The organism is Sphingomonas sp. LY54, assembly GCF_035594035.1.
In the GTDB taxonomy this organism is placed as follows: Bacteria; Pseudomonadota; Alphaproteobacteria; order Sphingomonadales; family Sphingomonadaceae; genus Allosphingosinicella.
Window position 1 is genome coordinate 1207578 of the sequence record NZ_CP141588.1, and the last position, 12255, is coordinate 1219832.

General features: G+C 59.7%; 7 protein-coding genes. 2 read left to right on the top strand and 5 right to left on the bottom strand.

What is annotated here, in order from left to right; translation table 11 throughout:
- Positions 1–212: 212 nt before the first annotated feature.
- Together SH591_RS06165 and SH591_RS06170 are read right to left on the bottom strand one after the other, a co-directional pair.
- On the bottom strand, positions 213–1199 hold the full coding sequence (locus tag SH591_RS06165; protein ID WP_324750972.1) for a hypothetical protein: 987 nt from the start codon (positions 1197–1199) through the stop codon (positions 213–215).
- Positions 1196–1525 (bottom strand): hypothetical protein, encoded by a 330-nt coding sequence (locus SH591_RS06170; protein ID WP_324750973.1) that lies wholly within the window; start codon positions 1523–1525, stop codon positions 1196–1198. The genes SH591_RS06165 and SH591_RS06170 overlap by 4 nt, the downstream gene beginning before the upstream one ends.
- Positions 1526–2134: 609 nt before the next feature.
- Here SH591_RS06170 and SH591_RS06175 point away from each other — a divergent pair.
- Positions 2135–2905 (top strand): hypothetical protein, encoded by a 771-nt coding sequence (locus tag SH591_RS06175; RefSeq protein WP_324750974.1) that lies wholly within the window; start codon positions 2135–2137, stop codon positions 2903–2905.
- Positions 2906–3356: 451 nt separating this feature from the next.
- On the opposite strand, the gene SH591_RS06180 is transcribed toward SH591_RS06175, so the two are convergent.
- The 3 genes from SH591_RS06180 to SH591_RS06190 all read right to left on the bottom strand — a co-directional run bounded on the left by SH591_RS06180 (position 3357) and on the right by SH591_RS06190 (position 8841).
- A complete protein-coding gene (locus tag SH591_RS06180; RefSeq protein WP_324750975.1) occupies positions 3357–6182 on the bottom strand; it encodes a hypothetical protein in 2826 nt (941 codons plus the stop codon).
- 118 nt (positions 6183–6300) lie between these two features.
- Positions 6301–8001, bottom strand: coding sequence for an SH3 domain-containing protein (locus SH591_RS06185; RefSeq protein WP_324750976.1), 1701 nt, complete (start codon positions 7999–8001; stop codon positions 6301–6303).
- Positions 8002–8010: 9 nt separating this feature from the next.
- Positions 8011–8841 (bottom strand): hypothetical protein, encoded by an 831-nt coding sequence (locus SH591_RS06190; protein ID WP_324750977.1) that lies wholly within the window; start codon positions 8839–8841, stop codon positions 8011–8013.
- Positions 8842–9236: 395 nt separating this feature from the next.
- Between SH591_RS06190 and SH591_RS06195 the strand changes: the two genes are divergently transcribed.
- Complete coding sequence (locus tag SH591_RS06195; RefSeq protein WP_324750978.1) at positions 9237–11882, top strand: DUF2235 domain-containing protein; 2646 nt, start codon at positions 9237–9239, stop codon at positions 11880–11882.
- Positions 11883–12255: the final 373 nt, after the last annotated feature.

A 12255-nucleotide genomic window follows, 5' to 3' on the forward strand; every position in this document is an offset into this window, starting at 1 on the left:
ACGAGTCTTCGCGCCGAAGGGCATCGATGTGATCGGGACGATCCCCCTGACGCCGCCAGGAAAACCCGATCAGAAAGCATTGCGCGCACCAATACTGGATCGACGTCGAACGGAACGTCGGCTGATAAGACTTCCCAGCCAGGCCTCATACCCGTGCGCCAGGTCGCGCCCAAGCCGAAAGGGGCCTGTGAATGATGACCGGTCCTTGCCACTCAGCAGCCCCCGTTTTGTAGGCAGTCCGGAGTGAGGATAATCGAGTGAACCACGAACCAGCCGCTGATTCGGTAGCCTATCAGCCGGAGTTGCCCCCCCTCTTGATCAACTCGCTGCATCATCTCGAAGACCGTCGTCAGTGGCAATCTGAGATTACCCTCTGCATTTGGCTGAGCATTGTCCATCATGATCAGTAGATCTTGTACCAAGGAGCCCGCGCGGCGAATGTTGATGTCGCGCACCAAGCCGATCGCGTTCACATTAACTGCGCGCTGTGAATTGCAAACAACCGTGAAACACAGCTTGCCGAAGCGTGCGCATGCCTCGCCCATTTCCTTGAGTGGTACACCACGCCCGTCCGCATTCACGATGTGCCCGTGCTCATTGTGAGCCGTTAAAATGACTATCTTTTCTGGACCCTGAAGTGCCGCATTGAGGCTGGGCGAATGGATTGCCGTTGAGGACAGCAGCTGCCTTTTGAACTGCCTCACGTCTCCCTGGTCTTGCCTGGTCATCGGCCTGCCGAAGCGTGCCGCAAAGCGAACGGGATCTTCGGGAATTGTATCGACGACCGCCACCCGACGCGGAATTGGGGCGGTCCGCAGTTCGCCGTTCGCATCCTCTCTGACGAAGAATGGGAAGTGGTTCGAGCGTGCTCCTCCATCAAGGTTGGTTCTAAAGACGCTTTGGCTCGGAAGAATCTCAACTCCACGACTGGGCTGCCAACCAGTGACGAGAATGGCCAAGGCTGCCTGGATGCGTACGAACGTTTCTGGTGTGGAGCTCAAACCCGCCGTTGTCCTGAGTATTTCCATCGCGCGCTGCTGGCGCCCGACCCCTGCGAAGCTTGCGGCGGTCCGTATTGCCTCGCGAGCGACAGCTTCTCTTTCCGGCGTAGGTCTGATGCGCCCTCTTTGCGCGTCCGCCGGAACGGTGAAGAGCGCGCAAAATGCTGCAAGAGTCAGGAGAAGGTTGCGACGCTTCATTGAAGGTAATCTCGAAAGGAGAAACGGCGCTGGCCGAACTTCTGCGGAGGTGTCAGCGCTTTGAGGGCCTGCTTAACCAGGAGCGGCGAAGCCGCGCCGGTTATCAAGCACGTCTTCGCATCGACGTTACCGTCTCCCCAGTACCAGATGACGACTAGCCCGCCCGCGGCGAGCACAAAGGCAACGGTCGTGATCCAATATCCTCGGGAACGGATCAGGCTGGCGTAGCGCTCCTCGTCCAGCGAGTGACGCGCATTGTACCACCAGACCACCTCCTGTAGTAACGCGCCGAACGCGCCGGTGAGGAAGATTTGAGCGCCATTCATCTCTCATCCATTTTGGAAATAGGATTTAGAGAGAAATTAAACATTAAAAATCGAGCTGACTTGCGACCGCATCCTCTCATAAGAATACTTGATGATAACGGAATCTCAAGCATTAAGTACATCCAGTAATCCTGACGCCACCACGCAAACCAGTGCGTCTCTGGCGATATGTTCATCCAGATTGGATCTTTACCGAGTCGCAAAGCGGCATATCGCGGATCGGAAGTTTTCAAATTTAGCAGATTCCATATTGCTGGAGAACTGGTGCTCCACCTTTCCTGGATACGGCCTGTACCAGCCGATTGGTCACCGAGCGACAGTATGACACGCATGAAAAGCCCCCCAAGTTGGGAACCGGCTGGTCCAAACGCGACGCAACAGCCCTCTATTAGATTAGAGCATTCCTTCTTATGCTTCGATCATAACTGCCTCCAGAATGAACTAAGTTGACGTTAGCCGCGGTAGGGCAGTTCCCTCGGGATCCACGATCGACAAGCTTCTCGCGAGGCTGCGGAGCCTCCGCCCTTGACGGTTGCCTTAAACGGCTTGAACCTTCTTCATCGGGGTCGTTTTCCGTTGTTGGAGGAAAGATTGGCGGATCGCGCGCAAATGGCTGATCTCCCGGCAATAATCGAGGCCGGATCCAAAAGCCCCCTAGCCGTTCTCGCACTCAGCATCTGCATCCTGGCAATACTCGCGCTAAGCTTTTTTCGCGAGGCAAGCGAGCGTACCAGGGTGATCATCTTCCTTGTAATCCTCCTCAACTTTGCCGGCGCGCTCGGGATCGCTTACGCGGACTGGCGGAACAGGCCTGCCCGAGAAGCCGGGGAGCATGAGCCGACGGTCGCGCGGTCGGGTCCGGCGCCTACCATCTTGCCGCCCAAGAGTTCGGACGATCAGGAGGATCGCGGCGTCCCGGCGGATCCGCAGTCGGATCCGCCGCAAACTCAACGTCAGTCATCAACAAGCACGCCGAGCCCTCATCCTCAAGAAAGCAGGAACGGGGAGGCCTATAGCGCGGCGGAGCAGCGTGTTATGCGGGAGGCGCGCCTGTCCGGGTCGATGCAAACTATCGAAAGCTCTGTCCGACCTGGTGAGTGGAACGAGATCGACACCTTGAGCGACTATGATCCACAACGATGCGACACCACGGCTTTGAACGTGCGATTGGCCAACCGCCCCCTCCATGGGGAGTTCCGCACAGAACTGACGACCACGACGTACGAGGTGGATGGGGAGTGCCGGATGGTGAGTGGGCCGGCGACGGTGATCTATTACCGGCCGAAATCCGGATACTGGGGCAAGGACATATTCTCCTACATTGCGCCTGCTTTAGATCGAACCATTGTAGTCCGGACGAAGGGAGAGGGGGCGCAATAGGTTCCCGCGCCCATCCTACCTGCAGATCAGCCGCTCGCGCAGACCAGTCAGGTCGTGACACCCATGACAGCCACGGCCAGATAGCTGGGCGGGCTCGGCGTCAGCCGGTGATGGCGAAAGCCTCCGGGAACGTCAGCGTCAGCACCGTCCGTCCCTGATCCTCTGCCACCTCGATACGATGGCCGAGCTTGAGCGAGCTTGGGCGAACGTCTGCTTCCGGGCCAACGCCAAACTGCGCTCAAGGTCTGGAAGTGGCGCACAGCGGACATGACCGAGGGTGGCCGTTAACGGACGGTCTGCTTCAGGGGCGACGGCGGAAGGCGGACCTTCGCGGCTCCCGCACGCTCTGCGTCCGCTAACGTCTCGCTGTGGTCATTCCCCTCCGATACAAGTTGCGACCGTGGCGCAGAAGCATGCACCTTCTCGCGATCTGGCGTCGTGTCTAGGCGGATCAGGTGAGCACTACAGTTTCTGGACTGGGGACCGCCCCCGTTCTCGTAATGGTCATTGAGAAGGAGCTTGCCCGATCGAGCCCCCCCAGCCCCACGAGTGTTTCCATGAAGGCTATCGTTCGGCTGTGGACCTTCGAGTTCGTCCAAAAGAGCACCTCGTTAAGCTGCAACCAGCCGCGGACGGCGCGCGTGGCGTGGCGCTCGGCATCCCGGTAATCCTCTGCGTTCCATGTCGAGCGGTCGCGGTCTGGTCGAAACTCGGGCTTTGAGAAATACATCTGCCGGAGCCGCTCAATCATCTCTTGCATCCCATATGCGAGTTCCACTGCATCCACGAAAGGTCGGTCTTCCTGGCTGAAGCCACGGATCCGGCTCCCTGGGAGTTCCGTTTCCAAGCCGCGTCGAATTCGGCTTCGGTCGAGCAGAAGGTCGTCCGGAAGATGGTCCGGATATCGTCGTCGTAGTGCACCCATGCTGATGTCGAACATGCTGCTGTCGACAGCATTGCTGGCGCGCAGGTTAGAAATGGCAGTCAGCACGATCTTGCGGGCGTGCGCGTCCGGCAAGACGGCGCTTGCGGAACTCACATCGAGGCCTAGCAACCGGGCGAGACTGGCCCGGTCGAGCGAGAGCTTCAGCACCATCGCCGCCGAGATTTTTCCGTTACTCCCTGGGTTGCCGACCCACCGCGTGAATGTTTCGGAGGCGAGGGCGAGCGCGGTTGGTGCAATGAATGACGCGCCCACGATGCTCCCGACGAACCGCTCGACTTCATGGCGCTTCAGGCCATCGTCAAGATGCCCGATAGTGACTGCAAGTCCGAGCGCGCGATCGGCCGCCGGTGGAGCGGCGGCAAGGGCTCGCGCCTGAACAAGGGAGAACGCGTTGACGAGTTCGATCTGACGCTCGGCATCCAAGCCTTTGAACCGCCTCTGGAGCGAAGCTTTCGCATCGACCTGCACTTTCCCGGTCCCATCAACCAAGACCGCCGCATCGCCGCTGAGCAGATCACTGCCCGTCACGCCAAAGCCGAATAGGACAAGTTCGACACCGAATTTGCTGGTGCTGCTGGCGTAACGGCGCAACTTCGACTTGGTATTGTCTACGGCAAAATCGGCCCCCGCCCCGCCAGACTCAATCAGCCGGAGTAGCGTGTCAATATTACCCCGGGTGAGCGCTCGAAATGCTGAACGCGCAGCATCCGAACGTGCTAGGAAAGTGCCTTCGATCTCACTGGTGGCGCCCGTCAATCGGCTCTCTTCAATCTGCATAACTGCAGAGACTTTTGCCCGCACTGCATTCTCCGCCTCGGCGAGAACCTGCTTGAACAAGTTGTCGTACCGGGCGACGATGGCGCGCACACCCGCCAGTGCCGCCTCTAGGTCGGCGACGGTCTTGCTAGATGTGACCCGGAGTCTGTTTAGCGCGGCTCCCACCTCTCTGCCATTCGCTTCAAAAATCCTTTGAACCTCTGCCTTAAGAGCATCACCCGCAGAGGTAACAAGTTCGTTCGCGGTGGGCTGCAGCCTATCGCGTATGTTTGGCTCGGCGAATGCCGGAACCGAACGACCCAAGACCCCAAGAGCCGTCTCAACGGCTCCGCCCGGATCTGTCGCCCACCCGCTTGCCGCATCAACGGCACCGGCAAGCTGTGCCGAAATCCACTCGATCAGCGCTGGGTCGCCGATTTCCCCAATGCCGAGCACACCTTGAAGATCTCGGACTAAGGCAGCCCGTAGACCGTCATCCTGTATTAATACCGCAGCCTTATCCTTGATAAGGTTTCCGGCCTCGGTTCGGAGCCAAGTCCCGGGAGCGAGCAGCGGCTTCACGGTCTTCAGCGCGTCGTCCCAATGTTCAAGCGCGCCCGCCAGCAGCTGGTGAACATTTTTTGCAAGCTGCGCGGCATCGATGACGACGCCCAGTTGGGCGCCGAGGCCTGCCCCGCGAGCTCCTTGCCTCGATAGGCTGGCAATGAGTTGCGACGTTCCTCGCGCGCCCGGCGGTCCAGCCCGGAACGTCAGAAAGTATTTCCCCGACAAGTTGAAGCCGACCGTGAGACTTGCGCCTAACTGAGCCTCCGCCCACTGCCCCAACGCGGCGACATCGGCGAGTGATACTGCAACCTTGACCTCGCCGCTTCCTTCCATCTCGTAATGGATGCCGGCGAGGTCGCTGTTTTCAAAAGCTGACCAGACTGAATCGAAGTCGAATGGATCCGGTAGCTTGGCGAGGCGCTGGGCGGCCGCGAGGGCATAAATCGTGTTCGGGTCGGCGACCGAATAATAATATTCGAGCGTGCAAGCTCCACTGGCGCTTGCGGCCACGCTGAGATTGCCGACGCTGAACGGCAGGGTCGCACTGCCGGTAGGCTTTAGGCTCCCCGCGGCACCCATCCTGAGGAGCGCCCCGGGCATCGGGTCACTATAGGGCCAAGTGTCACCCGCTTCCATCGACAGCGTCGCAGCGGCGCTGAGCGAAAGCGCGTAGTCGGGATCGCCCACGGAGGAGGGGGTGCTCGCTACCGATTGAACGCGGCTGATGATCGGCCAAGCTATGCGTCCGAAATCACGGCCTGCCTGCCGTTCGTCGAAAGCGCCGATGGGCCGGAGTAGCTGCAAGATCGTGTCAGGAATCCGGTCGAGCAGTGACTTCAGCTTTCCAGCGTGTCGTTGCAGGACTTCTAGCGCTTTCTTGGCGCCAATCTTTCCAAACGCCTCCGTTATCGGGTCAGATGAGGCGCCATCGGCAACCGCTCGCAGGAGCGACAGTGCGGAATCGAAATCTTTCAGCTCCCCCGCCAGCGCCGGCCAGCTCTCGGCCAATTGTCCAAGTGCTTGGAACAAGGCAATATCATCATCAAGTCGGGTCGACTCGGCAGTTCGGAGTAACAGCCTTTTCACCTCCACTTGTTGTCCTTCCGAATATCTGCCTGCTAGTCGGTCAAAATGGCCCCGGTGTTTGCGCTATCAGGTCACGCTGTTCCCGGGTTGTGCGGCCCCAATGCCAGTAATTGAGACCAACAAGACCCAGCGGAGCTTTGTAGTTCTCGAGAAACAGCTTGAGCTGACTGGTCGCGAGGCTTTCGCTCAGGTCCGCTTCCGGAGCGATGTGACCGGTCATAACCAGCGGTCGTCGGTAGAGCGCATCCCAACGATCGTAACAGAGCCGGACGTACGCCTCCGGCTTCCGCAGGGGATAGTCTGCCTCGTTTGCCTTCACGAAGCGCAGCATCTTCGGATTGGGTTTGTCGATGAACCAATAAGCTTGTGGATTGAAGCAGTCGACGAGCGGCGCCGCCTCTTCGAAGATTGCGGGCTCCTGGTAGTCGATAAATCCGTGACTACTAATGCACAAACCTTTGGCAACGGGGCGCACGAGTTCCACAAAACGTGCGACCTCTGACTGCGTCCACCTTGCCTCGTTGACCCCCTGCTCGATGTCGGCGACATAGTCTTCCAAATCGAAGGTTTTCAGCGCGCGGATTGCCAGATCGGCCTCGCGTGCCGGATCCTCACCTTGGCACCATCCCCAACCTCCCACTGCTATACCGGCCTGCTGCGCGGCATTCACCAGCCTCTTTTGGTGAATCAGATCACCGTCTCGACTGTCGCCGACATAGTTTATGCCGTGAATCCGGACCCAAAGATGCTTGAGCCCGCACCGCGTCATCTCCGCGACGGCACCCTCGATCGAGCCGAAGCGTTGCACGATGTCGCGAACAAGATATGTGTATGCGCCTCGCCCAGAGAAAGCCGGCCGTTGACCAGTACTGGCCATTGTCGTGTCCGCCGCCACTATCGGGACCATGGGCGTGGCGCCCTCCGGCCGACCGCTCGACCTCATCTGTGCTGCGTAGCGGGTATGCGGATCAGCCATCAGGAACGGATCTACGGCATAGATCCGGTTCTCCCGCATCAAGCCACGGCTGCGCATATTGTTGAGCCAGTCAGAAAGCGGATTTAGCGTGACGCCGCCTCCGCTCTTGGAACTTTGGCTGACGTGCATCTGACCGGTTTCCGGAGAGCGGACCACCTGGACCACATGGTCGATCCCGTAGCGGCGCGGCGGAATGTTCCGCTCCCATGAATAAGTGCCGAAGTTGATGCCGATCAGCATCCCTTCACGAACATTGGCGACATCGACCTCCGAGCCTCGAAGAATCGACCCGGTCCGGGCTGCAACTCCAGCGACCTGGCCATCGGAATGGGTCCGCAATGCACCACGATCGTAATTGTCGAACACGCTTTCAGGCGCCGCGGCGGCGTTGATCGACTTGAATGCCTTGATCGTGATTTCCGCCACCCAGCCGGAGCAGTCGATCGCACCTTGAGCACTGTCTTTGTCGCCAAGCTTGTAGCGCACCTTAGCGCCGATTGCTTCGACAGACGTGTTCCACAAGATCTCATTGAAGCCGGGCAAAGCGGGGGGCGCAACGGCATCTGGAACGGTAAGGAAGCGGCGCGCGACGAAGCCTTGCTGCACGCCGATCTCCGCCTTGACGAACCACCAATGATCATCGGGGCCCCCAACCTCGCGGAGGGCCCGAGTGCCCCGGCCGAACTGAGCAGCGATGGGCCCGTCCAGGCCGGGCGTCTCCCGAACATTCAGCCGGGACGCGACGACGATAAAGATGTCCTGCACGCGACGAGCTCAGCCGACCGCTTCGTCGAGACTGTTCGTCGAGGCGACGGTCGAGGAGCCGTGCGGCGCAGCCTTGTACGCAAGGTAGGAAGCGTGGCTGATGCCCAACAGCCAGACGAATTCATTCCCGAGCGGAGGGAATGCGATTAGGATGCGCCCGTCGACGAACCTCGCCCACAGCATGCCGCCGTAAAGAGCAACCAACCCCACTGACACGACGAACTGCTGTATCTTGCCGAGATCAGGGCTCGCGACGTTCGACACTTCTTCGCCGCGGAACATGTCCGCCCAGGAGGCTTGCGACGCGTTACTGCGGGAAAACACGACGCTGTCGCCACTACTCTGATGCGGCCCGGCAAGCAGGTTGCTTGCGGATCGCTCTGGCAGCAGCTCGACGCTCGAATTGCTTTTTTTCATGCTGAGGATCAACGGTGTTGCGGCCAACGAGGCGGAAGAGATGCCCATCGCGATTAGCAGCTCGGCTGGGATGCCGAGCGCGAGGGCTGCTTCGCCTTTTGTCGCATAAGCTTTGGCAGCGGCGGCGACGATGACGGCCGATAGGACTAGAATAGTCCAGAGCGTCGCCTGAAATTTGGATAGACTCACGCGATTGCGATTATCAATCACGACCCCGTCGGGTCGGCCGCTGACGCTCGCGCCGATCACGGCGATGACGAGCAGAAGAAGTAGGATAGTCACCGCCCAAGTCCACTGCATGGGCAGGCGCACGTTGAGAACGTCCGCGGCTCGAGTGTTCACCACTAAGACCAGCACTCCGATGATCGCAGCAACCCACGCGCCCCGATCGGGTCTTTGGGTAAACCAACCCCACCCTTTCATGAGGCCTCCTTCGTGGCGACTCAATCCGATATTTCATTAAGACTGTCGGAAGCGGCGGCTGTAGTCTAGCTATGTTACATCCATTTCGGATGATGTAGCCGAGAGTCCTACTGGTTCTCGTCAAGCTCATATCTTACATAGGCGACGTGCATGCGGTCTTTGACCCCGTTCGGGATTACGCCGAATACAACGTAGAAACGCGATGAATCCTTGGTACCTGCCTAGAGGCATTTAACATCAGAATTGCTTCGTTTCTGTCTTCTTAAAAAGAGTCATTCAAAGCTGACGATCTGGACTACTCCAGACCCAATGTGGACACCTGTCCATGAATCAAGAGACTATTGACGACTGTTCGCGCCTAAAGCAGAATTGGCCTATAGAATAGGGACGGGCACTTGAACGACTCTGATGCATCCTCCGCGCTGCAGATCAGCCCAAACCGAGATTCGTCGGACCAGCCGAAGAGCCTCATTTTGTTTTCCGACGGAACTGGAAACAGCAGCGCGAAGCTTTTCAAGACCAATGTCTGGAGAATGTATGAAGCAGTCGACCTCGGGCCGAGTTCGCCGGGCAAACGCAAGCAGATAGCCTTCTACGACAACGGGGTCGGAACGTCCGCCTTGATGCCGCTGGCGCTGCTTGGCGGAGTGTTCGGTTTCGGCTTAAAGAGGAATATTCTCGATATTTACCGATATGCATGCCGGAACTACAAGCCGGGAGACGATATCTACGGCTTCGGGTTCAGTCGAGGAGCGTTCACAATTCGCTTGGTGATCGCGCTAATCGCGAGCCAAGGACTAGTGTCTGTCGTGGGCGAGCGCGAGCTTCGGCTGAGAAGCATGGACGCGTATCGCGCCTTCCGTCGCGATTTCCTACCCCGACGGCTGCATATTCCGACCCGAATTCTGAGGCTGATCTCATCGGCTTTGCGCGGCGCTTGGAGGCGCGCCTGCGGGATTGCTCCGTACGACCAGCAATCCAACCGCGAAGCACTCATCAGCTTCCTCGGCGTGTGGGATACTGTCGCTGCTTATGGCGGCCCTATCGTCGAGATCACGCGCGGCATAGACAACTGGATCTATGCACTCAGCATGTCCGACTATTGCCTTGACTCTCGGGTGCGACGCGCGCGTCACGCGCTGGCCATCGATGACGAGCGGGATGCCTTCCACCCCCTACTCTGGGACGAGGTGCACGAAGCACGGCTGGTCAGCCAGGATGAGGTTCGTGAGGGTCGGCTTACGCAGGTGTGGTTCACGGGAATGCACGCCGATGTCGGCGGCGGATATCCGGACGAGAGCCTGAGCTACGTATCATTCCTATGGATGCTGACAGAAGCGCAGAACGCGGGCCTGAGAACGCTGAACACTGTAACCGATCGCTTCCGCGCCCTTGCCAATAGCGCTGGGCCGATACACGATAGCCGATCGGGAATTGGCGCTTACTATCGCTATCAGCCCCGCAACATCGGGGCCTGGCTGCATCCGGCGGACGGCGAGTCCATCGTCCACGACCCCGACCTCAGCGACCCCAAGGGGAACCCACAGGGCCTTCTGACTTCGATAAATGTTCACGAGAGCGTGATCGCCCGCATTTCTTCAGGAACAGATGGTTACGCTCCCTTCACGCTTCCCGCACAAGTCAAAATTGTGCCGCCGCTAGCGGGCGGGGAGACGGCGCTGCAATCCGATTCCGAAACGCCGAACGTTCGCCCGGCAGAGGAGCAGCGGCCGCTGCCAATGGTAAGCCCGGCGATGCGGGAGCGGATTGAGCACCCTGAAGCTGGAGAGAGGCGAGTTGACGCGATGGCAGCGGTGTGGGATCTGGTCTGGCAGCGGCGCGTCTACTATTTCGCGACGCTTCTGCTGACGATCGCACTTGTTACAATGCCAGTGTGGGTGGCGGCTGCACCTGAACCGCCGGTGCTCGCCGACGGTAGGACCTGGATCGGCGGCCTCATTCGTATCCTTGCAGTCGCGACACCGGAATTTGTCGACCCGTTGATCGACGCGATGGCCAACAACAGCTTCTACTTCCTCCTCATCGTGCTGGCTATTTGTCTGTTGGTCTGGCGCGGCAAGGCCACTGAACTGCGCCTCCGCGACAAGAGTCGTGCGATATGGAGGCAATCCATCGACGGCAGTCATCCCGAGTCCTCGCGGCCGTCACTGCTTCAAAAGCTGCGTACGAATCCACTTTACCGCCGGCCGCTGCGCTTCCTAAAGTGGAAGTTCTTTCCGACTCTGACGGCTGCACTCATCGTGGTGCTCCTGACGTGGCTAATAGCCGGGGCCTACGCGCAGTTGCGCCTCGCCGGGCTCGAGCGCGACCACAGCTTCTGCAGCCGATCGGGTGCGGACGAGGCTCTGACGATGCGGCAGCTCGATTTTTCTCCCGCCTCAGCCTGTCAGTCTGTCGGCGCCACGGTCCGGAAGGGCAGCAAGTATATCGTCGACTTGGAGGTTGTGGAACCGTGGCGCGATGGACGTGTTCGAGCGGATCCCCGCGGCCTGCCAGCAGGCCGCCTTGGCCTAGGAGGATATGCCGGTGTGCCATTCCGGAGGGTCATAACGGCCAATTATCTGCAACCGCTCGTCGGGATACGCAGTGCGTCTGGGGCTATCGGCGGGCGAGACAGGGTCCATATCGAAGCGCTCAATTTCCGGCAGCAAGGAGACAATCCTACCACTTGGCGGGCGGAGTTCGAGGCTGGCCGGAGCGGCGAACTGACGATCTTCGCAAACGAGGCTGTGCTGCCCTTCCGACCCGGCGCGCGAAACAACCAATATTTCTATCGCAGCAGCGACTACGGCAATCATGGAACCGCCTGTGTCACTATCCGCCGCGCCGACCGGGCTGGCGAGATGCCGCTAGCACCCGAAAACGGCGCATGCGCAGCAGCAGAGACGAGAAAAGCCGACGTGAGCTCCGCCGCACGTGCCGAGGCAATCCTGTCCTCCACCCCCGTCCCCGCAGCAGCAAACATCGCACCGGCCGCGGCCATCGGAAACGGAGATGCTGGGGCGCCGCTCGCACACTAAGAAACGAGCGTTGGCGCGCCGCCGCCGAGGTGTGAATAAGTCATAGAGCAGTGAGCCGGTTCGCAACGCAGCATCTCCGAGAGCTCGACTATACTAGCCCCCTGGGCCAAGTGTTCGCGGATTTTGGCGACCCGGCCGTCGTCCGCCCTGCCCGCGCTCATCGCGGTATTTCTGTTTCGAGGGTCGCTCTTCGGCAGGACCCACGATGTCGCAGCACTACTCCTGCTGCTGGCGACGGCCGAAATGGGTTCCGTGTTTCCGTCCATCTACCGGAGCCTGGGGCAGTTCTGAAGGACGCCTGTACGAGGCGGAGCCGAAACCGAGGTGGAACTGACCAGTGCTGGCTAGGGCGCCGTCCATGGGATGCACCCTA

Bases quoted from the DNA above. Each gene is read 5' to 3' on its own strand.
- SH591_RS06165 (WP_324750972.1), bottom strand. From the start codon at position 1,199: ATGAAGCGTCGCAACCTTCTCCTGACTCTTGCAGCATTTTGCGCGCTC.
- SH591_RS06170 (WP_324750973.1), bottom strand. From the start codon at position 1,525: ATGAATGGCGCTCAAATCTTCCTCACCGGCGCGTTCGGCGCGTTACTA.
- SH591_RS06175 (WP_324750974.1), top strand. From the start codon at position 2,135: ATGGCTGATCTCCCGGCAATAATCGAGGCCGGATCCAAAAGCCCCCTA.
- SH591_RS06190 (WP_324750977.1), bottom strand. From the start codon at position 8,841: ATGAAAGGGTGGGGTTGGTTTACCCAAAGACCCGATCGGGGCGCGTGG.